The 26,224-nt window shown below is 45.3% G+C and carries 18 protein-coding genes and 3 pseudogenes; 12 read left to right on the top strand and 9 right to left on the bottom strand.

Features of this window, described 5'->3' with window-relative positions; translation table 11 throughout:
• Positions 1-205 precede the first annotated feature (205 nt).
• Positions 206-1,120: a LysR family transcriptional regulator gene (locus tag SU60_RS13075; RefSeq protein WP_041155887.1), complete on the bottom strand. Its 915-nt coding sequence runs from the start codon at positions 1,118-1,120 to the stop codon at positions 206-208.
• A 144-nt stretch (positions 1,121-1,264) separates the two neighbouring features.
• On the opposite strand from SU60_RS13075, the gene SU60_RS13070 reads away from it, so the two are divergent.
• The 3 genes from SU60_RS13070 (at position 1,265) to SU60_RS13060 (ending at position 6,156) form a co-directional block, all read left to right on the top strand.
• On the top strand, positions 1,265-2,377 hold the full coding sequence (locus SU60_RS13070) for an alkene reductase (protein ID WP_041155886.1): 1,113 nt from the start codon (positions 1,265-1,267) through the stop codon (positions 2,375-2,377).
• A gap of 435 nt (positions 2,378-2,812) precedes the next feature.
• Positions 2,813-4,708, top strand: coding sequence for a beta-glucoside-specific PTS transporter subunit IIABC (locus tag SU60_RS13065; RefSeq protein WP_041155885.1), 1,896 nt, complete (start codon positions 2,813-2,815; stop codon positions 4,706-4,708).
• Between the two features lie 11 nt (positions 4,709-4,719).
• Positions 4,720-6,156 (top strand): 6-phospho-beta-glucosidase, encoded by a 1,437-nt coding sequence (locus SU60_RS13060; RefSeq protein WP_041155884.1) that lies wholly within the window; start codon positions 4,720-4,722, stop codon positions 6,154-6,156.
• A 412-nt stretch (positions 6,157-6,568) separates the two neighbouring features.
• Here the strand turns inward: SU60_RS13060 and hxpB are convergent, their stop codons facing one another.
• Complete coding sequence (gene hxpB / locus SU60_RS13055) at positions 6,569-7,234, bottom strand: hexitol phosphatase HxpB (RefSeq protein WP_041155883.1); 666 nt, start codon at positions 7,232-7,234, stop codon at positions 6,569-6,571.
• 229 nt (positions 7,235-7,463) lie between these two features.
• Between hxpB and SU60_RS13050 the strand changes: the two genes are divergently transcribed.
• From SU60_RS13050 to SU60_RS13030, 5 genes and pseudogenes are all read left to right on the top strand, one after another.
• Complete coding sequence (locus SU60_RS13050; protein ID WP_041155882.1) at positions 7,464-8,468, top strand: LacI family DNA-binding transcriptional regulator; 1,005 nt, start codon at positions 7,464-7,466, stop codon at positions 8,466-8,468.
• 415 nt (positions 8,469-8,883) lie between these two features.
• Positions 8,884-10,069: pseudogene (locus SU60_RS13045) on the top strand (M24 family metallopeptidase).
• 113 nt (positions 10,070-10,182) lie between these two features.
• Positions 10,183-10,662: an Lrp/AsnC family transcriptional regulator gene (locus SU60_RS13040; RefSeq protein WP_041155881.1), complete on the top strand. Its 480-nt coding sequence runs from the start codon at positions 10,183-10,185 to the stop codon at positions 10,660-10,662.
• Between the two features lie 170 nt (positions 10,663-10,832).
• Positions 10,833-12,371, top strand: a complete 1,539-nt coding sequence (locus tag SU60_RS13035) for an NAD-dependent succinate-semialdehyde dehydrogenase (RefSeq protein WP_041155880.1) — start codon at positions 10,833-10,835, stop codon at positions 12,369-12,371.
• Positions 12,372-12,401: 30 nt separating this feature from the next.
• Positions 12,402-13,808, top strand: coding sequence for an aspartate aminotransferase family protein (locus SU60_RS13030; RefSeq protein WP_041155879.1), 1,407 nt, complete (start codon positions 12,402-12,404; stop codon positions 13,806-13,808).
• Positions 13,809-13,978: 170 nt separating this feature from the next.
• Here the strand turns inward: SU60_RS13030 and SU60_RS13025 are convergent, their stop codons facing one another.
• On the bottom strand, positions 13,979-14,488 hold the full coding sequence (locus tag SU60_RS13025) for a MarR family winged helix-turn-helix transcriptional regulator (RefSeq protein WP_041155878.1): 510 nt from the start codon (positions 14,486-14,488) through the stop codon (positions 13,979-13,981).
• A gap of 121 nt (positions 14,489-14,609) precedes the next feature.
• Between SU60_RS13025 and SU60_RS13020 the strand changes: the two genes are divergently transcribed.
• On the top strand, positions 14,610-15,524 hold the full coding sequence (locus SU60_RS13020; protein ID WP_041155877.1) for a DMT family transporter: 915 nt from the start codon (positions 14,610-14,612) through the stop codon (positions 15,522-15,524).
• A gap of 175 nt (positions 15,525-15,699) precedes the next feature.
• Positions 15,700-16,220, top strand: a pseudogene (locus SU60_RS13015) (DUF2058 domain-containing protein).
• A 107-nt stretch (positions 16,221-16,327) separates the two neighbouring features.
• Here SU60_RS13015 and rarD read toward each other — a convergent pair.
• Positions 16,328-17,233, bottom strand: coding sequence for an EamA family transporter RarD (rarD, locus tag SU60_RS13010; protein ID WP_041155876.1), 906 nt, complete (start codon positions 17,231-17,233; stop codon positions 16,328-16,330).
• 218 nt (positions 17,234-17,451) lie between these two features.
• Between rarD and SU60_RS13005 the strand changes: the two genes are divergently transcribed.
• Positions 17,452-17,916 carry an ASCH domain-containing protein gene (locus SU60_RS13005; protein WP_041155875.1) on the top strand — a complete coding sequence of 155 codons (465 nt, stop codon included), beginning with the start codon at positions 17,452-17,454 and terminating at the stop codon, positions 17,914-17,916.
• A 189-nt stretch (positions 17,917-18,105) separates the two neighbouring features.
• Here the strand turns inward: SU60_RS13005 and SU60_RS13000 are convergent, their stop codons facing one another.
• Entirely contained in the window at positions 18,106-20,118 is a 2,013-nt protein-coding gene (locus SU60_RS13000; RefSeq protein WP_041155874.1) for a urocanate hydratase, read from the bottom strand.
• 14 nt (positions 20,119-20,132) lie between these two features.
• The gene (gene hutH / locus SU60_RS12995; protein WP_245228405.1) at positions 20,133-21,623 is read right to left on the bottom strand and encodes a histidine ammonia-lyase; all 1,491 of its coding nucleotides are present in this window, start codon (positions 21,621-21,623) and stop codon (positions 20,133-20,135) included.
• A gap of 140 nt (positions 21,624-21,763) precedes the next feature.
• Between hutH and SU60_RS12990 the strand changes: the two genes are divergently transcribed.
• A complete protein-coding gene (locus tag SU60_RS12990) occupies positions 21,764-22,666 on the top strand; it encodes a LysR family transcriptional regulator (protein ID WP_041155872.1) in 903 nt (300 codons plus the stop codon).
• Between the two features lie 112 nt (positions 22,667-22,778).
• On the opposite strand, the pseudogene SU60_RS12985 reads toward SU60_RS12990, so the two are convergent.
• The 3 genes and pseudogenes from SU60_RS12985 to SU60_RS12975 all read right to left on the bottom strand — a co-directional run bounded on the left by SU60_RS12985 (position 22,779) and on the right by SU60_RS12975 (position 25,774).
• Positions 22,779-23,806, bottom strand: a pseudogene (locus SU60_RS12985) (methionine synthase).
• Positions 23,807-23,895: 89 nt separating this feature from the next.
• A complete protein-coding gene (locus SU60_RS12980) occupies positions 23,896-24,870 on the bottom strand; it encodes a DUF1852 domain-containing protein (RefSeq protein ID WP_041155871.1) in 975 nt (324 codons plus the stop codon).
• 256 nt (positions 24,871-25,126) lie between these two features.
• Positions 25,127-25,774 carry a TetR family transcriptional regulator C-terminal domain-containing protein gene (locus SU60_RS12975; protein WP_041155870.1) on the bottom strand — a complete coding sequence of 216 codons (648 nt, stop codon included), beginning with the start codon at positions 25,772-25,774 and terminating at the stop codon, positions 25,127-25,129.
• Between the last annotated feature and the right edge of the window lie 450 nt (positions 25,775-26,224).

The raw sequence follows: 26,224 nt of genomic DNA, 5'->3' as shown, positions 1-26,224 counted from the left end.
CGTTGAGTACCTCAGCGGCTTTGTTTTTCTAAGCAATCCATTAGGCCAATCATAGTAAATAACTGGTCATTCTAGCTCGATAAAATACTCGATAACTTCGTTACAATGTTGGATTGTAGAATAACGACTTATCGAAAAATTTCGCCTCGTTCTCACGCATTTTTCCTACGCTATATTTCTGTTCACTTATTTACTGTGATTGGTTTTAGTCGTTAGAAAATTGTTCAATTAAAAAGTCCAAAAACAGACGAATTCTTTTTGGTTGATACTGACGGCTTTGATAGATGACATGGAGATCGGCTTCAGCACCTTGCGACAGAGCGCTGAAGTTTTTTGTGTAAGAATCTAAGATAGTCACTAAACGCTTTTGCTTGAGATCTTGCTGGATATCCAAAATCGATTTCAACGCAATCCCAGCGCCATCCAATGCCCATTGACGAATCACTTCTCCATCATCTGAAAAGCGCGTTGGCGTGACAGTAATAGCTTGCTGTGAATTCTTATCTTTAAAGTGCCAAGTTTTTAATTCTTCATTACCGCGCACCAAGGCTAAACAGCGATGACGCGCGAGTGCTTGTGGGCTGCTTGGTACACCTTGCTTCGCCAAATACTCTGGAGATGCGCACAACACTCGCTGACTCGAGGCCAGCTTGCGCGAGATAAGATTGCTGTCAGACAACTCACCATATCGAATGACCAAATCTAGGCCCGACTCCGCCATATTCGATAAGTTGTCATTGAGATAAAGATATGGTGTCACATCCGGATATCGCTCAGCGAACGCCGAAACCATCGGAGAGATCATTTTCTTACCAACATCTCGCGGCGCTGAAATCTTTAATGCGCCACGCACTTCTGTGACACCGGTTTGCAGCAAATTTTCCGTCTCTTTCACACTATCAATGATATTGAGACAAGCCTGATGGTACATGGCCCCAGCATCCGTTAGTGATACATGACGTGTGCTGCGGTTGAGCAGTTTGATCCCATAACGCTCTTCTATCGATTGAAGTCTCGCCGTGACAGTTGCCGGAGATAAACCCAGCTCCCTTCCCGCAGCCGCCAGACCTTGGTGTTTAACGATGCTGACAAATAGCGTCATATCCGAAAACTTATCCACCTTCACATCCTTATTATTTGGAAAAACGGAATAATAATTTCAGATATTACCCAATTATCAATTTATGTCTAATACATATACTGTTCCTATCGCACTACATGAAGCATATACCTACTTGTGGTAGTACAACAATGGAGCATAACAATGAGTCAACTATTTGAACCTGTATCACTTAAGGGACTATCACTACAAAACCGGGTCGTCATGGCCCCAATGACGAGAGCGCGAACAAGTCAACCGGGCAACATCCCTAATGAGATGATGGCAACGTATTATAAACAGCGTGCTTCTGCCGGACTTATCATTACCGAAGCGACACAAATTTCCGACGATTCACAAGGCTATTCATTTACGCCTGGTGTTTACACTGATCAGCAAGTAGAGGGCTGGAAAACGGTTACACAAGCGGTGAAATCTCATGGTGCAGCAATGTTTTGCCAACTTTGGCATGTAGGCAGAGTTTCTCACCCAACATTCCAAAAAGGTGGGTTACCTATCGCACCTTCGCCACTCGCCCCGGTAGAAACTCAAGTTTGGATTGCTGATGAGCAAGGCAACGGTAATATGGTTGATTGTGTTGAGCCTCGAGAAATGACCCAACAAGATATTGATCGCGTTGTCAGCGACTTTGCCAACGCAGCAAAACGTGCCATCGATGCAGGTTTTGATGGTGTAGAAATTCATGGTGGCAATGGATACCTTATCGACCAGTTTCTAAGAACCAACTCAAATCATCGTACCGACAGCTACGGAGGCTCTCGAGAAAATCGTATTCGTTTTCTTATCCAAGTCGTAGATGCCGTTATTGCTACTGTTGGTGCACACAGAGTAGGCGTTAGATTGGCACCCTTTATTACCTTTAAAGACATGGACTGCCCTGATATCGTGCCGACAATTTTAGAAGCATCTCGCCAGTTGCAAACGCGCGACATCGCTTACCTACATTTATCTGAAGCCGACTGGGCAGATGCGCCAACCATCCCAGAGGCGTTTCGCGTTGAGCTAAGAAAACGCTTTAGCAACACGATAATTGTGGCGGGCCGCTATGATCAAGAACGTGCACAAGAAGTCATCGCGAAAGGGTATGCCGATCTCGTCGCATTTGGGCGACCGTTTGTAGCAAATCCGGATTTAGTTTCTCGCTTACGACATCGTCACCCCCTCGCAGAGCTTGATGGTTCAACACTGTTTGGAGGAAACGAACGTGGCTACACGGATTATCCTTCACTACTTCAAGAGTGTGCAGAACACGCTTAACAAACAAGCCCCAACCGAATGGTTGGGGCTGTCAGCAAACGAATTTAGTTGACGCGGTTCCTATCCCGCAAAAACCTTCAGGAAAAACTTTGTTATTCACTGTGTTCCACCAACTTTTTTCTATCTCTACATTTCACTTTTGTCGTTTATTTGGCTGTGAAATGCGCTTTTATACGATTAAACACAAGATGGAACCGGTAACAACGCGTTATGGAAAAACTTCCTGATGGCATAAAGTAAACACTTTTCGCATCAGAATATCCCTGCATTAAAAAGCGATCCTGGTTACGTTTTTATCTCTAAACTTGCTCTTTTGTGTGATCCGTTTCTTTATTATTTTTTATCTCTGTTGATGAAAAAAGTCTTTGCAGCTTAATCTTGTAACCGGTTCCAACAATCTAATAATAAGTGACAGGATAAGGGAAAGGTGAATATATGGCTGCGGTCAGAGATTATACTCAGCTTGCGAAAGACATACTTTCAGAAGTGGGCGGACAAGAAAACTTAACTCGATTTTCGCGCTGTGCGACCCGCCTACGCTTGGTTTTAAAAGAAGTCCCGGAAAGCGCGGCAGAAAAAATTAAAGAAATGCCTGGCGTGATTACAGTGGTTATGAGTGGCGGACAGTTCCAGGTCGTGATCGGCACAAGAGTTCAAGACGTGTATGCTGCAATGTCCTCTTTAGTTGACTCTTCGCTAATGGCGACAGGTTCAGAAAAAGTTCGACTCTTTGATGCTATCATCGCATCGATGTCAGCCATCTTTGCGCCCTTTGTTTACATTCTTGCGGCCGCGGGTATTTTGCAAGGTGCGCTTATTTTTGCCCATTACCTATTCCCTAGTATTGCTGGTACAGGTGCATTTGAAGTCCTTAACTTCATGTCATGGACACCGTTTGTCTTTCTGCCAGTTTTTATTGCATTTACCGCGTCAAAACTGTTTGACTGTAATCCGCTTATCGCGATTCTTTGTGCCTGTGCGCTGATCAACCCGTCTTGGGGAGCCATTGCAGAGAGAATTGCAGACGGCGAGCTGATTACCTTCTTAGGCCTACCACTGGCAAAAACGGTTTATACCGCGTCTGTCTTACCACCGATTTTCATGGTTTGGGCGCTGAGTTATGTAGAAAAATACATCAAAGGCATCTTACCTGATGTGGTCCGTGAACTATTTACGCCACTACTTTGTATGTTAATCATGGTGCCAGCGACCTTAGTGTTGATTGGCCCTGCGACAAGCTTCGTTGCCAGTATGATAGCGGTCGGCTACAACACGCTGTATGACGTCGCCCCTGTTGTCGCAGCGGCTCTTATCGGAGGAATTTGGCAAGTACTGGTTATCTTCGGTGTTCACTGGGGTATTACTCCAGTGGTACTCGCAAACTATGAAAACTTTGGTTTTGACTCCATCCAAGCATTCTGTGGCATTGCGGTTGTTGCGCAGATGGCGGCTGCGTTTGCAGTAGCAATGAAATCACGAAATACCAAACTAAAAACAACCGGCTACTCGGCGGGTCTTACTGGATTTTTTGGTATCACCGAGCCAGCGATTTACGGTGTCACTCTCAGACTGAAAACGCCATTTATCTGTGGCTGTATTGGTGGCGCGGTAGGTTCAGCTGTCGCAAGCCTATTTAACACTTATTATTATGCTTATGCTGGACTGACCGGCATCCTTACCGTGGTTAATGCGATTAACGCTGAAAACCCAACCTCTTTCACCGGTGCATTACTCGGTACTGGCGTCACTATCGTCCTGACTATCGCGTTGGTTTACTTGGTTGGCTTCGACGATCCTGTTGAGATTGACAGTAAAAACGAAAAAAAACAGCAGAAATCAACCCCACAAACCGCCCCAACCATGGTGAAAAAAGCCGTCACTCTCGTCAGCCCGTTAAGAGGACAAATCATTCCATTGGAGACTGTTAATGATGAGAGCTTCGCACAAAAACTACTCGGTGATGGCGTTGCCATTAAACCGACAGAAGGCGTCGTTCGTGCTCCTTGTGATGCGGTGATTTCATCGGTCATCGAAACCAAGCACGCCGTGGGTATGACATCATTGAACGGTGCCGAAGTCTTAATACATGTCGGGCTTGATACGGTTGAACTGAAAGGCGAATTTTTCGATTGCTTAGTCGCGCTAGACCAAAACGTAAAAGCGGGCGATCCACTCATTAAGTTTGACTTAGAGCGTATTGCTGCCGCGGGATACGACACAACCACACCATTTATTGTCATGAACAGTGACGAATTCGAATTTGAAGTGATCTCTCAAGATCATGAAGATAACCAAATTAATGTAGGTCAACCAGTCATCCAGATGGCTTAGGAGTAAGTAAAATGAGCAGTATTTTTCCTAAAAACTTTTTATGGGGAGGTGCCGTCGCCGCTCACCAAGTTGAAGGTGCTTGGGACCGTGATGGTAAGGGGCCAAGTATTGTGGACGTGCTATCCGGTGGCAATGTCAACACTCAGCGCCAAATTACCGATGGCGTGTTAGAGGGGTATCACTACCCTAACCACCAAGCGACGGCATTCTACGATCACTATAAAGGCGATGTCGCGCTTTTAGCAGAGATGGGATTCAAATGTTTCCGCACTTCTATCTACTGGCCGCGTATTTTCCCAAAAGGTGATGAACTCGTACCAAATGAAGCTGGTTTGCAGTACTACGACGACCTATTTGATGAGCTGTTAAAACACGGTATCGAACCAGTCATTACGCTTTCTCACTTTGAAATGCCGCTTCACTTATCCAAAGCATACGGCGGTTTTAAAGATCGTCGCGTGGTGGATTTCTTTGTTCACTATGCGGAAACCGTGATGCGTCGTTACAAGAACAAAGTCAAATACTGGATGACGTTTAACGAAATTAATAACCAGCGTGACCTTCATCTTCCATTGTGGGGTTACTCCAACTCCGGTGTTGATTACACGGTAGAAGACAACCCGGAAGAATGTATGTACCAAGTGGTTCACCATGAGTTTGTCGCCAGCGCAAAAGTGGTCAAACTGGGTCATGAGATCAATCCAGACTTCCAAATTGGCTGTATGGTGGCGTGGGTGCCTATTTATCCATTCTCATGTGCACCGGACGATGTCATGCTTGCTCAAGAAGCCATGCGTAATCGATTCTTCTTTAGTGATGTGCATATGCGTGGTGAATACCCAGCTTACACACTGAAAGATTGGGAACGCAAAGGTTACAACATCAAAATGGAGCCGGGCGATCTAGAGATCTTAAAAGAAGGGGTCTGCGACTATATCGGCTTTAGTTACTACATGTCTGTGGCAATAAAAGCGGATGCTGAAGCAAGTACTGAAGGTTCAATGAGTGGCTTTACGGGCAGCGTGAAAAATCCATTTGTTCAAGCATCAGAATGGGGCTGGCAGATCGACCCTGTCGGTTTGCGTTATTCTCTGTGTGAGCTTTACGAGCGCTACAATAAACCACTATTTATTGTCGAAAACGGCTTCGGTGCAATAGACAAAGTCGAAGAGAATGGTGAGATCAACGATGATTACCGTATCGACTACCTCAAAGCGCACATCGAAGAGATGGCGAAAGCAGTTTCGTACGATGGTGTTGATTTAATGGGCTACACCCCATGGGGCTGTATTGATTGTGTGTCCTATGGAACGGGCGAATATCGAAAACGTTACGGCTTTATTTACGTAGATCGCCACGACGATGGAACCGGGACGATGAATCGTAGCCGTAAAAAAAGCTTCTACTGGTACAAAGACGTCATCAACAGCAATGGCGAAAAGCTGTAATCAAGTCTGAAACGTAAAGAATCCAGTTAACGTAAATACCCCAGTGCTCAAACACTGGGGTATTTTTATTGAATCCAGACATAACTAGGGTCTGTTGATGTTTCGAGATGATTTTTGCAGCGAAGTGTTGAGGTTTAATACAAGGAAGAGGCTTTGTGGTGTAGCTAGCCTACACGAGAAGCCGATGACGCAGTAGAAAAGCTCAACAAACGCTGCCCTTCGGGTTCGAGCTAGGCGCCCCCACTAAAAGCATTTTATACGGCGTTAAGTTTCATTTACTTAGAGTAACTAGGCTTCAATCAACTTGCCTTGTCTAAAATGCTTTTATCTCGAACAAAATTTAACCGCTAAACGTCAACAGACCCTAGGGTCTGTTGCCCTTGAGTTCTCCGCTGATCAATGCCGAGACCCACTAACGCTGAAGTAGGGTTTGCACCTCTTGCGATGTCGAAAATTCTTCTAAAGAAATTAACTTGATGTCTGCAATTCCAAAGCGTGGGTTGGTTTCTTGGCCGGGTTCAGGCACACAAATTGCCGTCATTTGAGCTGATTTGGCGGCGATTAAACCGTTAACCGAATCTTCAATCGCAACGCAATTATGAGGCTTGGTCGACAATTTTTCTGCGGCGTTAAGATATACCTGCGGATGCGGTTTTCCGTATTCAAGGTGTTCTGCAGACACATAAACGGAAAAGAATTTACCAATATCAAACGTTTCCAGCACCGCTTCGATTAATCGTAGCGGAGAAGACGAAGCAAGACCGATTTTTAGATCTGTCTGCGCAAGTGATTCTAGAGAAGCTTTTACTCCAGGAAGCAATTGGCCGTGCATCTTAATCTGCGCAATGACTTCACTCAAAATGGTATCGGCAAGATCCGTTGAACAAGCCGGATCTAACCCACAGTATCGAATCCAGTAATTGGCAATTTCATCGATGCGGAGACCGGTACTCTGGTATGCCAGTTCTTCGGTAATTTCGCCACCAAATTTCGCGACAGCGTTCACTTTTGCTTTACGCCAAAAAGGTTCAGAGTCGACGAGTACACCATCCATATCAAAAATAATCGTTTCTATCAAAATCGTTTCCTGCTCTTGTTCCGATCGCATTTGTTGACTGAACAGTATATCAACTGATGTAACCGGTTACTTTGAGTGAAGACAGTTTTTTTAAGTAAATTTTGAGTAAAAACAACTCAACCTCATAGTTGAATAGAGTTTATTTGACATTACTGAAACACTCCAACGGTTTACTTTCACTCAATTAAATAGTGTAAACTGTCAAGCCAAAGTGTTGGGGAATAAAAATATGGCGACAATCAAAGACGTATGTAAAGCCGCTGGAGTATCTAAAGCAACGGTATCCAGAGTGCTAAATGGCAGTGAGTTTGTAAAAGAGCAGACACGACAGTCTGTACTAGAAGCGATGAAATCTCTTGGCTATCAGCCCAATGCTTTTGCACGAGCTTTAGCAACAAACAGTTACAATACGTTTGGGTTGATTCTGCCTCATTTTGAAAGCCACTATTTTGGCTCCATGCTGACAGAAGCCGCGCATGATATGCAAAAAGCCAACAAGAAACTGTTTGTCCTTAACAGCAGTGACGATGCAGCTGGAGAAGAGGATGCGGTCCGCTCTCTTAATGCTCATCACTGCGATGCTATCTTGATTTACAGCCGTCACCTATCAGAGCAGCAACTTTCTGATCTGCAAAAGGAAATCCGAACACAGCTCATTGTGATTAACCGCTCGTTAGACGACGATAAATTATTCAGTTTTGGATTTGATCAAGAGCAAGTGGCACAAGTCGCCACAAATTACCTTTTGGAACTCGGACATAAACAGATCGCTTGTATCACTACCTCACTGTCGAGTAGCACCGGACAGAAACGTCTATCCGCTTATAAGCAAACTTTACAAGAGCACGGCATAAACGTGAACGAGTCACTAATTTTTGAAGGGCAAAGTACGCCGCAAAGTGGTTATGAGGCGACAATCAGCCTGCTCGACAGCGGCGCCCCTTTTACTGCCATATTTTCTAGTACCGACTCAATGGCGATTGGCGCTATACGTGCCTTACATGACCGAGGATTAACCGTTCCTGATGACGTCTCTGTCATCGGTATTGATGGCGATCCAACCGCAAGTTACATAGTGCCGCGTTTATCCACTGTGGTTTTACCCATCCTTGAGTTGACCAGAGATGCGGTCAATGCAGCGCTCACACTGGAAAAAGAACAAGACAAAGGCGAAAAACACTTTCAGTATCAAGGTGCTTTACAAGTCAAAGAGTCTACTCAAAAAGTGAACTGAGCCCCCACCCATTCAGACCCAATTCAAATTCTCCTCACTCTCCGCGCCGTACGCCATCGACGCGGGGTATCGTCTTCCCTTTCATTGCATCTTTACAGAGTAACAAAGCTCCCTGACATCCAATAACGTCCTCCATAAGTCATGCTACAAACCGGTAAGAAACGCCAACATCCCCTAGTATCAATAAGCTAATTTGTATTTTTCTATCAAAAAATGCGGCATAGCGTACAAAATTAAACCACACTTGTTTTTATCTGTGGGGTCGGATAGCGCAAGGAGTCAATCAATGCATCCATGTTTTTAACCCGAAAATAAGGTTTATGGGATTCAGGGTTAAAAGCGAATGCAGGCCAAGTGACCTGCTAACAGGATTAGACGCTCATCGAAGAGCATCGGGTTTCAACAAGGAGAGTGTATGCGGGGCATTACTATGCATTTTACGTTGGAAGAGTACCAGGAACGTTTATCGAAAGTTCGACAATCGATGCTCGAACAAGAGTTAGATGTGCTCATTATCCATGACCCATCCAACATGTCATGGCTGACCGGGTATGATGGCTGGTCTTTTTATGTACCACAATGTGTCATTGTTGGGCCAGAAAGTGATCCGATTTGGTTCGGCCGCTATCATGATGCCAATGGGGCATACCGTACTGCGTATATGTCTGTCGAAAATATCACGTCCTACCCCGATCATTACGTCATGAACCCGCCTCTGCACCCGATGGATTATCTGGTTGAGGCCGTTCTAACACCACGCTGTTGGGATCGCGGTCGGATTGGCGTCGAAAAAGACAACTATTACTTCAGTGCCACTGCTTATGAATCGCTACTTACTCACCTACCTAACGCGCAGTTACTTGATGCTACAGGGATGGTGAACTGGTGCCGCGCGGTGAAATCAGATCAAGAACTGGCTTATATGTACCGTGCTGCACGAATCGTTGAAAACATGCACCGCGTCGCCTTCGACATGATAGAGCCCGGATTGCCTAAGCATCATTTGGTTGCGGAAATCAATCGTCAGGCAGTGCTAGGTTACGAGGATCATTTTGGCGACTATACTGCGATCGTCCCCTTGTTACCTTCCGGAGCAGACGCATCCGCGCCCCATTTAACTTGGGATGATAAGCCGTTTAAAAAAGGAGAAGGGACGTTTTTTGAAATCGCAGGAGCGCACCGTCGCTATCACTGCCCTCTCTCTCGTACCATTTTCTTAGGTGAACCCGATGATAAGTTTAAGCGAGCCGATGAAGCACTAACACGCGGCCTAGAGGCTGGGTTAGAAGTCGCCAAACCCGGCAACACCTGCGCCGATATTGCTAATGCATTAAACAAAGTCCTCGATAAAGCAGGCTTTTCACGCGAAGGGGCGCGTTGTGGTTATCCAATTGGCCTGAGCTACCCTCGACTGGGGTGAGCGAACCATGAGCCTTCGAGATACCGACAAAACCGTTCTGCAAGAAGGCATGACCTTCCACTTCATGCCCGGTCTTTGGTTTAAAGATTGGGGTTTAGAAACGACAGAAAGCATTGTGATTACCCGACTCGGAGCAAAAACCTTGTGTGACTTCCCACGACATTTATTCGTTAAACATTGAGTCATTAACCACGATTTACACAACCTAGATTATCTGAAAGCTGATGCGTTAACTAAACGTGTTAAGCACAAATTCGCTAGACTTGTCCCAAACGATGTAATACGGAGAGCCCCATGCGCCTTGATCGCTACGACGTTAAAATTCTACAGATCCTTCATAACAACGGTCGTATCACCAAATCTCACCTAGCAGCAGAAATTAATCTGTCGGTAAGTCCATGCTGGGAGCGCGTAAAGAAACTTGAACAAGCGGGCATCATCCAAGGATATGGTGCCAAGGTAAATACCGACGTTTTACTTAAGAAAACCTCGGTCATGGTCGAAGTGTCTTTAAAAGAACACAATGCACAAGCGTTTAAACGGTTTGAAGAGTTGGTGAAACATACCCCCGAAGTGACTGAATGCTATGCCACTGGTGGTGGTGTGGATTACATTCTTAAAATTCAATCGGAAGACATCGACCAATACCAAAGACTTATCGACAAATGGCTCGACTCTGAAGTGGGCATTGAACGCTACTTTACTTATATCGTGACCAAAACCATCAAACGAGATTCAGATTCGTTAGAGATTAAGCAGAGCGCCGGGTTTTGAATAATCGCTGTGATTGACATAAGTCTCCCTGCGCACTCAACAAGAAAAATCACCATCTATCACCGGACTAAACAGAAAAACTTCACGATACAGCGCCATGCATCAGAAATTAATCCTCCCCCTCCTCCACTACAGTTTATTTATGGACGATAACGCAGGGAGAAGGATTTATGGCAGCACTTCACCGCTTTAATAGCGACAAACTCAACCCGAAAGACGAAATGAAAGCATCGCACGACATGATGGCTATCATGAAAGATGTACGTTTAGTCCGAGGGCTTGCTTACGTCAACGGTAAATGGACAAGTGGAAATCGTTTCCATCCGGTGACAAATCCCGTAGATAATACCGTGATTGGTTATACGACCCGACTGTCCCAGCAACAGATATACCAGACGATTGATGATGCTGATCGTGCTTTTCAGCTATGGCGGAAAATGCAAGCTGAGCAACGCGCCAGCATACTGATGCGTTGGCATGATCTGATTCTGAATGCCAAACCCGATCTAGCCCGTTTAATGGTAATGGAACAGGGAAAACCCTTAAACGATGCAATAGGCGAGATTGAATACGGAGCCTCATTCATTCGTTGGTTTGCCGAAGAAGCGAGGCGCAGCTACGGAGAAACCATTCCCAGCCACATACCGAACGCGCAACTCTCTACAATTCGAGAGCCCATCGGTGTTGCCGCACTAATTACGCCTTGGAACTTCCCTAACGCCATGGTGACACGAAAAGCGGCTGCTGCATTAGCGATTGGGTGCCCAGTAATCATCAAGCCAGCGAGCGAGACCCCCTTTTCCTCTCTTGCTTTGGCAGAGCTTGCGGACCGCGCGGGCTTTCCGCCCGGCGTTTTCAATGTCGTCACAGGCGATGCAGCCATGATTTCGCAAACACTTTGCTGTTCAGACAAAGTCAAAGCACTGTCTTTTACGGGATCCACACGCGTTGGCAAATTGCTCCTGCGAGATGCAGCGCAAACCGTAAAAAAATGCAGTATGGAACTCGGTGGCAATGCACCGTTTATCGTATTACCAGATATGGAAGTCGAGCTTGCGGCCAAAGCAGCAGTAGAGGCTAAGTTTCAAACCGCGGGTCAAGACTGCTTAGCCGCCAATCGTATTTTTGTCCCCCAGCATAAATACCATGACTTTCTCAATGCCTTTCGCAATGAAATGAACAAGATTGTACTAGGTAACGGGTTGGACGAAAAAGCCACCATGGGACCATTGATCAATCGATCCGCTGTCGAAAAAGCCCATGATTTAGTGCGTGACGCACTCGATAAAGGCGCAACACTGGTAGCAGGCGATCAGGAGTTGGTGCCAGGGCCAAACTTCTTCGCCCCCACTCTAATTGCCGACGTAACACCTGATATGGCCGTGTATCGGGAAGAAAACTTTTGCCCAGTCGCGGGCGTGCTTCCCTACCAAGATTTAAGCCATGTAATTGAGATGAGTAATGACACCGAGTATGGATTAGCCGCATACGTTTATGGTCATGATATTCATCAGATCTGGCAATGCCTACGCGGCTTGGAATTTGGCATGGTGAGCGTCAATTCCGTCAAGATGACTGGGCATCCCATCCCATTTGGTGGAGTAAAACAGTCCGGACTTGGGCGAGAAGGCAGCCGCTACGGCTTTGAAGAATTTAGCGAAATAAAGTACTGCTGCTTGGGTAACTTACCCAGTGCAAGTGGCAGTTGAAATGAAATAAGATGCGAAAGGAGAAGGCTTATGAGTAATAAAACCCAGCAATTATTAGAGATTGACCGTCAGCGCGTATTTCATGCTTCAACCCACTTAAAGCAGTATGCTGCTGGTGAGCTACCAGGCAGAATAATTTCCAGTGCAAGCGGGATACGTATTACCGACTCAGAAGGTATTGAACTGATCGACGGATTTGCGGGATTGTACTGCGTCAATATTGGTTATGGCAGAACAGAGATGGCCGATGCCATTTACGAACAAGCAAAGGAACTGGCTTATTATCACACCTATGTTGGACATACTAACGAAGCTCTGGTGAAACTGTCAGACCGCATTATAAAAATGGCCCCCGAAGGCATGAGCAAAGTGTACTACGGCATGTCCGGCAGCGATGCCAACGAAACTCAGCTCAAACTGGTGTGGTACTACAATAATGTTCGCGGTCTGCCAGAAAAGAAAAAAATCATCTCTCGTGATCGCGCCTACCATGGCTCGAGCATCGCATCGGGCTCCATGACTGGGCTACCACTCTTTCATGCCCATTTTGATTTGCCACTAGAGCGTATCAAACACACAATGGCCCCCTACTACTACCGCCGCGAAGACGACAGCATGTCAGAGCTTGAGTTTTCTCAGTACTGTGCGGATCAGCTCGAAGACATGATCCTGGCAGAAGGTCCAGACACCGTTGCTGCGATGATCGCCGAACCCGTTCTCGGAACGGGTGGTATCGTGCCACCTCCTGAAGGTTACTGGCAAGCCATTCGCAAAGTCCTCGATAAATACGATGTTCTGTTGATCGCGGACGAAGTCGTCTGTGGTTTTGGCCGTTTAGGCGCGGATTTTGGTTCTATTCACTATGATATGAAACCCGATTTAATCACCGTAGCCAAAGGCTTAACCTCAGCTTACCAACCGCTATCAGGGGTGATTGTCGGAGAAAAAGTATGGAATGTACTTGAAAACGGCACCGACCAATGGGGAGCTATCGGCCACGGTTATACCTATTCTGGTCACCCGATGGGCGCAGCGGCAGCAAACTGCAATTTAGACATTATTGAGCGCGAAGGCCTAGTACAAAACGCAGCAGATGTGGGCGCTTACTTGCAACAACGCATGAGGGAAACTTTTGCAGATCACCCACTCGTTGGTGATTCTCGTGGTATTGGCTTGTTGCACGCACTGGAGTTTTCGCCAGACAAACTGAGTCGCGCACACTTTGACCCTAACTTAAAAGTCGGACCGCAGATCTCCGCCGCATGTATGGACGTAGGCCTGATTGCGCGAGCTATGCCGCACGGCGATATTCTTGGTTTTGCACCACCACTGATTACCACTCGTCATGACGTCGATACCATCATCGATAAAGCACATCGAGCCATCAACAAAGTGATGGATAACCTAGTCACGTCGAAACAGTGGAACGCTAAATAACGGCAACAAGTCGTACTGAATGCCGACTTTGATTTCCAAGTCGGCATTTTGATAGGGAGTGTTAAATCAAGCCGGGAACTAAAATAAAATTGCGCTAGGGTCTGTTGACGTTTCGCAGTTAAATTTTGTTCGGATGGGGACGCCTAGTTAAAAGGCTGAAATCATTGCGATCACCGACGAATATTAGCTTTACCATTTTCTTCATAAACCAATACTTTACGCAGTAAACCGGCAAGCTGATCTTGCTCTTTTTTCGTCAAAGCATTCAGCATATTATCCATATTTCCAACATGAGCGTTTAATGCAGTATCAACAAGTTCGACCCCTTTGTCGGTCAACGTCACTTTACAACTGCGTCGGTCATATTCGCTAGAAAGACGTTCAACAAGTCCCTCTTTTACCAGTTGCTCCAAACGCGTGCTGACAGCGCCAGAAGAAAGCATAAGTGTTTTGTATAACTCGGTTGGTGTGATACCGGAAGGATCGCTTCGACGTATTGTCGCTAAGATATCAAACTCAATACTACTTAATTGATAGTCTTTGAAAACCTTATCCATTTTGTTCTTCCAAACATTGCTGGTACGACGAAGGCGACCAACCACCCCCATCGAAGAACAGTCTAGATCAGGTCTAACGCGCTCCCATTGAGAGAGTATGGTATCGACGCTATCTAATGACATTTCTCTTTCTCCATAAATATCTTTTTCAAAAGATACTTGATCAAAAACTAAACCTCCATTACTTTATAAAAAGTATCTTTTATAAAAGATACTTTTATAAAGTAATTATTAAGGTTTCAGTATGAAAGGATTACATCAGATAAAGACGATTGGTTTGACGGCTATAGCACCTATCGTATGGGGAAGCACCTACGTGGTCACCACAGAGTTGCTACCATCAGAAAGCCCGCTACTTGCAGCAACGCTTCGAGCGTTACCTGCCGGTTTATTTTTAGTTCTACTAAGCAAAACGCTACCTGATCGCAAATGGCTAGTGCGCCTTGCATTACTCGGCTTATTAAATATCGGGTTGTTTTTCTACTGCCTATTCTTTGCTGCGACTTACTTACCCGGAGGAATGGCAGCGATAGTGATGTCTTTGCAACCTATCGTTGTGATCCTATTCAGTTGGAAGTGGCTAAATTCAGAACTTTCATTGCATCACATTATGGCAAGTGTGGTTGGAATTTTAGGCATAGTGTTGTTAGTAATTAACAGCTCAGTACAAATTCATTTGGCAGGTGTTGCTGTTGCTTGTGTGGGTACATTAAGTATGGCTTCTGGTGTGGTGCTAACAAAAAAATGGGGAAGGCCCAGTGGCATGACTTTACTGAGCTTCACTGGTTGGCAGTTGTTTTTTGGTGGGCTGATGTTACTTCCTATCACTCTATGGGCTGAAGGACTTCCTACACATTTAAGTTTGCCCAATTATATTGGGTATTTATATTTATGTGTGATCGGCGCGATTTTAAGCTACTCCCTTTGGTTCCGAGGTATAGAGAAGCTACCGCCAGTAACCGTATCATTTCTTGGTTTTCTCAGCAGTGTATCGGCATGTGTATTAGGCTTTCTCATCCTCGACCAAACCTTAACGTTGCCTCAGCTTTTGGGGGCGATGTTCGTCCTTATCGCTATCGCTTTAGCGGCACCCCGCTCAACAACGTCATCTAAAACGCCGAGTGACTTATTGCCTTCCCCAGCGATAAAAAGGAATTGATCATTACTATGGAATCGGGAGTCTACCTCTAGAAATGTCTGCATGTAAAACAGGGAACAGGCGTGCGTTTTGTTCCCTCTCACCGGACGTATTTGCCCGACTTCTCTTCCCTGCCCTTTCCTTGCTGATAAGGACTGGTTAAAATAGTCAAAATTGCGTACTAACTGGATGGAACATGGCAAAACTAACCCTTCAAGAACAAATGCTGAAAGCTGGCTTAGTGAATGAGAAAAAACTAAAGAAAGCCAAGAAAGGCTCAAAAAAATCCCGCGTACAAGCACGCGAAGTGAAAGCTGCGGTTGAAGAAAGTAAACGCCAGCAGTTAGAACGAGACAAAGAGTTGAGCCAGCAACAAAACGCCGAACGTTTGAGTAAAGAGCTCAGAGCGCAAATTAATCAACTGATTGATATGAACAAGATTGATTTGAAAGATGGCGACATCAAATACAATTTTACCGACGGCACTCTGGTGAAATCACTTTACGTGGACTCAGTAGTTCGAGATCAGTTAATCAAAGGTATCTTAGCCATCGTGCTGTCGGTGAGAGCTACGTTGTGATTCCTCGTGGTGTAGCAAACAAAATCGCCCAACGTGACGAATCTGTGATCATTGATCAGAAAGAACCTGAAGCCGATATTCCAGCAGAAGACGACCCATATGCAGAGTTCGTCGTACCAGACGATCTGATGTGGTAAACAAAGACTACTCGGTCTGAAATCATCTGAAATATAACATCTGAAATATAAAAAGCGGCGATTCGCTGCTTTTTTGTGTAACTTTGTTTGACTGCTCTGAAATGAAGTTACTTCACTGTCCTTGGCCTTCTCTTCAAGCTTACATATCCTTCAGCGATCAAAACAATCACAGCCAACCAAATTGCAATGTATGTCGGCCATTCGGCGGGAGCGATGGTTTCTCCTAATAAAATGGCCACCAACACCAGCATCACGGGTTCAACGTACACCAACAGCCCGAATAAGCTTAAGTTTAGATGTGGTGCCGACAACGACTGAAACGCGAGGGCGAGTGCGCTGATGATACCCAGTCCAAAGACCAGCCAAAGTGCGTTGTAACTTGTTGGAAGCGTATACAGAACGTGGCCACCGTTAACGATAAAGTAGACGCTAAATGGCAGGCTCAGCAACATATCAAACCAGATACCCCCAATATGATTGGTGCCTGTTTTATGGCGTAACCAAAAATAAATTGGGTACCCCAAGCACACCACCAGTGTCGGCCAGCTTAGCGTTTGGGAAATCGCCAACTGATTTAAAACGCCAACGACAGCAAACAGACAAGCCAATTTTTGGAACCGTGACAATTTATCTTTAAACGCTACCCAACCCACTGCTACCATGGTGATAGGCATTATAAAGTACCCCAATGACACCGCTAATCCATAGCCGTTAACAGGGCCCCACATAAACAACCACAATTGAATGCCAATTAAAAAAGAAGAAAGCAAACGAGTGAGCAAGAAATAGCGTTCGCGAAACAAGCGGCTAACGATATCTTGGACCTGAGGCCAGTAACCATTACTTAAAATAAAAATGGTCAACAGGGGAATAGTAAACAGGATACGCCATCCATAAACCTCTTGGCTGCCTATTTCTCCCAGTAATGAGGCATAAGCAAACATTGCCGCAAATAGCGCGGAGCCGATAACATTGAATGTCACGCCAAGATAAGTATTGGTTTGTTTATTCATGGTTTTATCCATATCCATTGGCCACTAAATGTAGCGTCATTCTATTTCGTTTTAGATTTAAAATGCAGCTACATTTCATATCTTTGCAGGGAAACGTCTCATTCAACAACAAAGATTAAGATAATTTGTCGCTCACCGTATACGTGCCACTTTACCAACAAGTACAATGACGTGAAATAGAATTAAGAACGGTTCATATAACGTGGAAATGAAGAGTCATGGAAGGAAAAAGTCAATCTTATTTAAATGAGTATTTAGGTTCGTTACCTTCTGATATCGCACAAAAATATACCTCTTTTAGTGCAGACTATTTTTGTGCCGATGAGTACAACGCAAATGTCTGTGCCGATCTCATCGTACGTGGCGAGAAGCGCGCATCGTGCAGTATGGCGTATTGGTACAGCAATAAAGGGGAAGTGATGCCAGAAGTCGGTCACCTGCAAGTCGTGACGGACTGGGACGGCAATCCGAGATGCATTATCGAAATCACCTCTGTGAGCCAATGTAAATTTCGCGAAGTAACCGCTGAGTTTGCCGCAGAAGAGGGAGAAGGCGATAAGTCGCTTAAGTGGTGGAGAGAAGCACATTGGCAATTTTTTAGCCAAGAGTGTGAAGAATTGGATATTGAACCAACAGAGGACATGTTGTTGGTATTAGAGCATTTTATGGTCGTCTATCAATAAAAATCGGCGAGCATTTACGCGTGAAGTTTAACACGTAAGAGATCCACGCTGGCGACTCTATCGGGTTCAAAAAACGGTAGCTGGTTCCGGCCCTCAGCTTTTCTAGATAGAAAGGTTCGATCACAGGACCAGGTAGTCGATGACTCTAACGTTGCTTGGTTAGAGTCATCGGTTTGTTGATTGGATGGGTTAGAATTTCAGGTCATTGATGATGTCATCGTCAACTTGATTCGCTAACGTCACCTTAAGCTTCGGTGTTCTCTCCATTTCACGTTGGATAGCAAAGTTCGCTTCTTTATTGCGTGCCCAACTACGACGTGCAATACCATTGTTAACATCAAACAGCAGCATCGACTTGAGTCTACGCTCCGCGCTTTCACTACCGTCAAGTAGCATACCAAAACCGCCGTTGATCACTTCACCCCAACCAACACCGCCACCGTTGTGGATTGACACCCAGGTTGCACCGCGGAAGCCATCGCCGATCACGTTGTGAATCGCCATATCCGCCGTAAAGCGACTGCCATCGTAGATGTTTGACGTTTCACGGAACGGCGAGTCGGTACCACTAACATCGTGGTGGTCACGACCAAGGACCACAGGACCAATTTCACCACGTTCAATCGCATCGTTAAACGCTTTCGCAATTTCCATACGACCTTGCGCATCTGCATAAAGAATTCGCGCTTGTGAACCGACGACGAGCTTGTTCTGCTTCGCATCTTGGATCCAAGTGATATTGTCTTGCATCTGCTGTTGAATTTCTTCTGGCGACTCGGCCATGATCTTCTTCAGCACATCGGCGGCAATCGCATCGGTTTTATCAAGGTCTTCAGGCTTACCTGACGTACAAACCCAACGGAAAGGACCAAAACCATAGTCAAAACACATAGGACCAAGTATGTCTTGTACGTAGGATGGGTATTTAAAGTCGATACCATTTTCTGCCATCACATCGCCACCAGCACGAGATGCTTCAAGCAAGAAGGCATTACCGTAATCAAAGAAGTAAGTACCACGAGCGGTGTGTTTGTTTACCGCATCAGCGTGGCGTTTCAACGTGTCCTGGACTTTTGTCTTGAACAAGTCAGGTTCTTCGCGGATAAGACGATTCGATTCTTCATAACTGATATCGACAGGGTAGTAGCCGCCTGACCAAGGGTTATGCAGCGACGTTTGATCCGAACCAAGGTGAATGAAGATGTCCTGCTCATAGAAGGTTTCCCAAACATCAACCACGTTACCAATAAAGGCAATCGATACGACTTCTTCGTTCGCTTGCGCTTCGCGAACACGTGCGACTAACGCGTCCATATTGTCGATCAACTCGTCCACCCAACCTTGCTGATGACGCTTGGTTGCTGCTTTCGGGTTCACTTCTGCACACACGGTAATACAGTTTGCGATATTACCGGCTTTTGGCTGCGCTCCACTCATGCCGCCAAGGCCAGCAGTCAGGAAGATTTTACCTTTCGGGCTTTGGTCTTTTTCCAGAACCTTACGGAATGCGTTCATTACCGTGATTGTCGTGCCGTGTACGATACCTTGTGGACCAATGTACATGAACGAGCCAGCCGTCATCTGGCCGTATTGAGTCACACCTAATGCGTTAAATTTTTCCCAATCATCAGGCTTTGAGTAATTCGGAATCATCATGCCATTCGTGACCACAACGCGAGGCGCATCTTCCGATGATGGAAACAGCCCCATAGGATGACCTGAATACAAATGCAAAGTCTGATCACTTTCCATTTCGCTGAGGTATTTCATCGTCAGCAGATATTGTGCCCAGTTCTGGAATACCGCGCCATTACCACCGTAGGTGATCAGTTCTTCTGGGTGCTGAGCAACCGCTGGGTCTAAGTTATTGTCAATCATTAACATGATCGCCGCCGCTTGCTCACACTTCGCAGGGTAGTCAGAAATAGAGCGAGCTTTCATGCTGTAGTTTGGCTTAAAGCGGTACATGTAGATGCGACCGAAGTCTTTCAGTTCCTGAGCAAATTCTTCTGCCAGTTCGTGATGCCATTCTTTCGGGAAGTAACGCAACGCATTACGAATCGCCAACTGCTTCTCTTCTGCGGTTAGAATGTCTTTACGCTTAGGAGCGCGGTTTACTCCTGCCGGATATGGCTTCGCTTCCGGCAAAGTACTAGGAATGCCTTGTTTAATTTGTTGTTGAAAATCCAATATCGTTTCCATATTTCGAGGCTCCCTTAGTTAACGTTAAATGCTTGTGTTTTTACCAGAGTAATCATCGCATCAATGTCTGGCTTCAATAGACGATCTTCTTCGAGCTTCGCCACTTTTTCACGAATGATCTGGAAGTTTTCTTCAATCAGATCTGAGCATTTATTTGGACGTCTAAACTCGAGCGCTTGTGCGGCATACATTAATTCGATAGCTAAGATTTTTTCTAGGTTGCCCAAGATCTGATTCAGCTTTCTCCCAGAGATACTACCCATGGAAACGTGATCTTCCTGTCCCATCGATGTTGGCACGCTGTCCGCAGATGGTGGGAAACAAAGCGATTTGTTCTCAGTAACCAATGCGGCCGTTGCGTATTGTGGGATCATCATGCCAGAGTTAAGACCGCCAGAAGATGTCAATAGACGCGGCAAACCGTGCTGACCTTCAAGTAATAAATAACAACGACGATCCGCAATATTGCCAAGCTCGGCAGCGGCAATAGAAGCATAGTCCAACACCATGGCGAGTGGTTGACCATGGAAACTACCACCAGAAATTGCTTCTTCTGCACTGATCACTATTGGGTTATCGGTCACCGAGTTCATCTCGATTTCTGCGAGTTCTTTCAAATGGTTGAATGCATTGCGAGAGGCACCATGTACCTGAGGAATACAGCGCAATGAATATGGGTCTTGCACCCGAACACAATCGGCATGAGAAGCCATGTTTTCTGAGTCTTTAAAGAATCGTCTCATGCGCGCTGCAACTTCAATGTTGCCCGCAAATGCACGTGTTAAGTGGAGCTCTTCTCTAAATGGAGAACCACTGCCCTGCATACCTTCAATACTCATTGCGCCCGCAAGATCGGCCAAATCAAGTAAGTAACGCATTTTGGTGAGTGCGGTAATGGCATGAGAGAGAATAAACTGTGTTCCGTTGATCAATGCCAAACCTTCTTTGGCATGCAGTTCCAATGGCTCCAAGCCGTTTTCACGCAGCGCTTGTGCCGCAGGAACGATAGTGTCCCCTAACCAAAACTCACCTTCGCCAATTAATGGCAAAAACAAGTGAGAAAGAGGGGCCAAGTCACCTGATGCGCCCACTGAGCCTTGCTCAGGAACAACAGGAATAAGATCCAGTTCGATAAACGCCAACATACGTTGAATCACGTCTAGACGAATACCTGAGTATCCCTGACTTAAAGCGTGAACTTTGGTGATCAGCATAAGCTTGGAAATAGGTTTGGCAATCGGCTCCCCAACACCAACTGCGTGAGTAATCAGCAAGTTTTTTTGTAGCAGGTGCGTTTCTTGAGGCGAAATTTGAGTATCACATAGAGGGCCAAATCCCGTATTGATGCCGTACACCGCTTTGTCCGAAGACGCGATGATCTCTACGTTACGACGGCTTGCGTTGATTTTATCCAACGCTTCTTCACACAATTCCGCTTTGATGCTGCCATCAGCAATTCCGTTTACAATATCTAGGTTTAGTCGGTCTACACCATATCTAAACATCACTTTTCTCCTAACTTGCTGATAATCGACTATCAGACTGCTTATTATGTTCCTATGCTAACTTGCTCTGTAAGTTTTATAAAAGCATAATGTTCGTAGTTTATTCCGGATTTATCGAACTAAAGAGAAGAGGTCACACCATGCAGGTTCAAGATGTGGATTTACGTATGTTGAGGGTTTTTGTTGCCATTGTGGAATGTGGTGGATTGTCGGCGGCAGAATCTCGCTTAAACATCGGACGCTCGACCATCAGCTCGCACCTGTCTGATCTCGAACTACGGCTTGGGCTGAAACTGTGTAAACGTGGTCGAAGTGGGTTTGAAGTAACCGAAGCAGGACGTGTCACCTATCAAGCCTCCTTAGAGTTACTTCAGCAGTGTGACGCGTTTGCCGCCACTGTTGCGAGTTCTAAAAACGAACTATCAGGCCGAGTCACCATTGCAATGATTGATACGTTAGTCAATGACCCACGTTGCCATGTGGCTGATGTCATTTCAGCGCTGAAAAGTAGAAGCAATAACTTACAGTTTGATATCAACGTATGTGAGGCGCGTGAAGTGGAAACGTCGGTTGTGAATGGGCGGTCATTGGCAGGGATCGGCGTCAGTCGTCATCAACTACGCGGACTCGATTACTTTCCGCTGCATAATGAAACGAACTACTTATATTGTGGTAAAGGTCATCCTCTGTTTGATTGTCAGCCTTCAGAAATCGAAACACTGTTACAACAAGCAGAAGTCATCACCAGTAACTACATGCGAGATAAAGAGACCCGTAACGATGCACTAAACTATCAAAACAGCGCCACCGCCTATCACGATGAAGGGATTGCACATTTGATTTTATCAGGCGCATTTATTGGTTATCTGCCTGAGCACTACGCCAGCAGTTGGGTCGAAAAGGGATTGTTTAAACCGATTCTGCCTGAAAAATACACTTATCAGATCCCTGTGATGCTGATTACACTGAAAAACAATTCAGCCTCACCATTAGCTAAGGCTCTGATTGAAGAGATCAAGCGTTGTCACGTCTCAGGCGCATAAGCGGGCAGTCCAGACCACCAGCGGTTGTTTAGGTTTACTTTCGTATCGAGTAAATGATAAGACAGCAAATCGTTTGGGAGTCAACACTCAGAGACTCCCAAATCCTAGGGTCTTAGGCTGAAAGCTCTTTTCTCAAGATTTCGGCACCTGCACTTAGCGCATTGAGCTTTCCTCTTGCGACATCGCGCGATAAAGGCGCCATACCACAGTTAGTACAAGGATAAAGCTTATCGGCATCGACATACTTAAGGGCTTCTCGTAATGTTTCGGCCACTTCCTCTGGCGTTTCAATCGTGTTGGTTGCAACATCAATCGCCCCAACCATCACCTTTTTACCGCGAATCAGTTCAAGCAACTCAATTGGCACGCGAGAATTGTGGCACTCGAGAGAAATGATATCGATATTCGATTTTTGTAGCTTAGGGAAAACTTCTTCGTACTGACGCCATTCCGTACCCAACGTTTTCTTCCAATCGGTATTCGCTTTTATGCCATACCCATAACAAATGTGTACTGCGGTTTCGCATTTAAGCCCTTCTATCGCTCGTTCTAACGTCGCGATGCCCCAATCGTTGACCTCATCAAAGAACACGTTAAATGCAGGCTCATCAAATTGAATAATGTCCACACCCGCCGCCTCTAATTCTTTGGCTTCTTGGTTGAGGATTTTGGCAAACTCCCAAGCTAATTTTTCACGACTTTGGTAGTGATCATCGTAGAGTGTGTCGATCATTGTCATAGGACCAGGCAATGCCCATTTGATGGGTTGCTTAGTTTGTTGGCGTAAAAATTTGGCGTCTTCGACAAACACCGATTTTTGGCGAGAAACAGGCCCCACAACCGTTGGGACACTTGCGTCATATCGGTCACGGATTTTCACTGTTTTGCGGTTTTCAAAATCAACGCCGTTTAAGTGCTCAATAAACGTAGTCACAAAGTGCTGGCGGGTTTGCTCGCCGTCACTGACAATATCGACGCCTGCATGCTGTTGTTCTTGTAACGCTACGCGTAATGCATCTTGTTTGCCGTCAATGAGTGCTTGCTCTTCAAGTTTCCAAGGAGACCAAAGTACTTCAGGTTGAGCAAGCACGTTGGCTTAGGCAGGCTGCCTGCCGTTGAAGTAGGAAATAGTTTTTTCATAGTTTAGACCGTTAATTCTGTTTATTGTTAGTTGTTAGTTGTTAGCTGTTAGTTGTTAGCTGTTTGGAAAAATGAAGCTTGGCTAACGGTTAAGCGTAGGTAGCAGACCACTGCTCTAATACCGATTGATAAGGCTTGATGAAGTTCTCTTCAGCAAACTTACCCTGATCAACCGCCAATCTGCTGCGTTCTTCACGGTCGTAAACAATTTGAGTTAATGAATGCGCTTGGTTTTTCAAATTAGGTTGGTAGCGCTCTCCTGCAACCTCATGCGCATTATAAATTTCTGGTCGGTAAATTCTTTGAAATGTCTCCATTGTGCTAATGGTGCTGATCAACTCAAGGTTAGAGTAATCGTTGAGTAAATCACCAAAGAAGTAGAAAGCGAAAGGCGCGACACTGCCTTCTGGCATGAAATAACGAACCTGTAAGCCCATCTTTTTGAAATACTGCTCCGTTAACGATGATTCGTTCGGCGTGTATTCATAACCTAACACCGGATGCTCGTTTTCTGTCCGTTGATAGACTTTACTATCCGATACGCTTAAACAAATGACTGGCGGCTTACTAAAGTTGTTTTTGTAGCTCTGTGAATTAACAAAAGCCTTAAAAATCTTCCCGTGCAAATCACCAAAGTCATCAGGAATACTGAAATTCGGCTGCCCTTTATTGTGCTCAAGCAAGCGCACACTAAAATCGTAGTCACGAACGTATGAAGAGAAGTTGTTGCCGACAATCCCTTCAATACGCTGATTGGTTTTTCGGTCAACAATATTGGTTTTTAACACTTCAATCGACGGGAAAGCGTCACCACGTCCTTCAAGATCGATGTCCACCGAAATGATTTCTAACTCGACAGCGTAACGGTCCCCGGTTGGGTTATCCCAAGTTGCTAATGCATTAAAACGATCGTTAATCATGGTTAATGCGTTTCTTAGGTTGGCTTGACGATGCTCCCCTCGAGCCAAGTTCGCGAAATTGGTTGTGATGCGTGTATTGTCTGATGGTCGATAATTTTCATCGAGACAAAGACTCTTAATCTTAAAGGCAAAATCCGTATTCATGGTGACTTTATATCCATTTTCTGAGATTAACCTGAGCTAAGCGTTGATACGATGAGCGTGTATCATTCCACGATTGATGGCAAAACCGAGCTGAGGTCGAATCCGATTATCATTATTTGTTAAGTAATTTATAACGATTTGGATACATGAATAACAATGGTATTACGTAATGTTCAACATGAAGAAAATTCATGCTATTAACTCATTAGTGTTTAAAGACGAGGCCCGATAGCCTAATTGATGCGTTGCTATGCTGCTACTGCGCATCCGTGACTTGTAACCCCCGCAATACCATATCCACGACAAACTCCTTAGCATTTTCGAATTCTTCATCCGACATTGGTGCGCCTTTAATCAATTGGATTTCAGTATCAAAGTCGGCGTAAAACTGCGTTGCTCCCCAGATTAAAAACAGAAGGTGTAGCGGCTCTACTGGGCGAATCAGCCCCTGATCAATCCAGGATTGAATAATGGTGGCTTTGCCTGCCGCCCAATTGACCATCGGGAACTGGATGGAATCCGCAATAATGGGGGCGCCTTGAATGATCTCTTGAGCAAAGATCTTCGACTCCTTGGGGTGAGTACGGCTGTATTGCATCTTTCCAATGATGTAATTTCTTAACACGACGTCTGGCGACAGCATGGCGGCTTGTTCTGAAAAGCCATCATTCCATAGTGTGAGTATGTCTTTTAACAGTGCCTTATAGATGCCTGCTTTTGACTTAAAGTAATATAGCAGATTGGCCTTGGGCAAATTCACTCTGTCCGCAATCGCTTGTACAGATGTGCCTTTATAACCATGTTTGACGAACTCATCCGCCGCCGCTTGAAGAATTAACTCTTCATTACGCCGTCTGATTTCTCCAACATTCGCTCGCTTTGTTTGCCCTACTTCTACCGTCAAGTTCACTCCTTGGTCTCTTTTCACGTTTTTCCTACACACTAAACAAGATGCGCGCCAACCCTGTTTTTTTATAACCTTCCTTACTGGCAACAGGTATCGCGTCAGGCACAAAACTCTAACTGCATCAAATGAGTGCAATGTATACAAGAGTTAGCACCAAAATTGTACACAACCCAAGCTCCCAACTAAAAGCCTAGCAAAAATTGGGGTTTTCTAGCACGCCTATTATGCTTGAGGTATAAGCCTTCAGCTAAAAATGGAAAGTTATTTTTTAAAATACGACCAATTGGTCAGGTTTTTGCTTTAACCCTATTACAAGCCATTGAACCTATTGCCAACAAGACGTTCTCGATCCCATAAAAGGATTAAGCCGTAAAAGGCTAAACAAATACCGGATTCGCCTCAGCTTATGCTTTCGATACGTCAGCAAAAGCACTTTAAGGATTGTGA

The organism is Vibrio mytili, from assembly GCF_000830505.1.
GTDB classification, from domain to species: domain Bacteria; phylum Pseudomonadota; class Gammaproteobacteria; order Enterobacterales; family Vibrionaceae; genus Vibrio; species Vibrio mytili.
Note: the sequence above shows the minus strand (reverse complement) of the source record. Positions and strands in the feature narration are given on the sequence as shown.

Coding starts and splice junctions, on each gene's coding strand:
- SU60_RS13070 (WP_041155886.1), top strand. CDS start 1,265: ATGAGTCAACTATTTGAACCTGTATCACTTAAGGGACTATCACTACAA.
- SU60_RS13065 (WP_041155885.1), top strand. CDS start 2,813: ATGGCTGCGGTCAGAGATTATACTCAGCTTGCGAAAGACATACTTTCA.
- SU60_RS13060 (WP_041155884.1), top strand. CDS start 4,720: ATGAGCAGTATTTTTCCTAAAAACTTTTTATGGGGAGGTGCCGTCGCC.
- SU60_RS13050 (WP_041155882.1), top strand. CDS start 7,464: ATGGCGACAATCAAAGACGTATGTAAAGCCGCTGGAGTATCTAAAGCA.
- SU60_RS13040 (WP_041155881.1), top strand. CDS start 10,183: ATGCGCCTTGATCGCTACGACGTTAAAATTCTACAGATCCTTCATAAC.
- SU60_RS13035 (WP_041155880.1), top strand. CDS start 10,833: ATGGCAGCACTTCACCGCTTTAATAGCGACAAACTCAACCCGAAAGAC.
- SU60_RS13030 (WP_041155879.1), top strand. CDS start 12,402: ATGAGTAATAAAACCCAGCAATTATTAGAGATTGACCGTCAGCGCGTA.
- SU60_RS13025 (WP_041155878.1), bottom strand. CDS start 14,488: ATGTCATTAGATAGCGTCGATACCATACTCTCTCAATGGGAGCGCGTT.
- SU60_RS13020 (WP_041155877.1), top strand. CDS start 14,610: ATGAAAGGATTACATCAGATAAAGACGATTGGTTTGACGGCTATAGCA.
- rarD (WP_041155876.1), bottom strand. CDS start 17,233: ATGAATAAACAAACCAATACTTATCTTGGCGTGACATTCAATGTTATC.
- SU60_RS13005 (WP_041155875.1), top strand. CDS start 17,452: ATGGAAGGAAAAAGTCAATCTTATTTAAATGAGTATTTAGGTTCGTTA.
- SU60_RS13000 (WP_041155874.1), bottom strand. CDS start 20,118: ATGGAAACGATATTGGATTTTCAACAACAAATTAAACAAGGCATTCCT.
- hutH (WP_245228405.1), bottom strand. CDS start 21,623: ATGTTTAGATATGGTGTAGACCGACTAAACCTAGATATTGTAAACGGA.
- SU60_RS12990 (WP_041155872.1), top strand. CDS start 21,764: ATGCAGGTTCAAGATGTGGATTTACGTATGTTGAGGGTTTTTGTTGCC.
- SU60_RS12980 (WP_041155871.1), bottom strand. CDS start 24,870: ATGAATACGGATTTTGCCTTTAAGATTAAGAGTCTTTGTCTCGATGAA.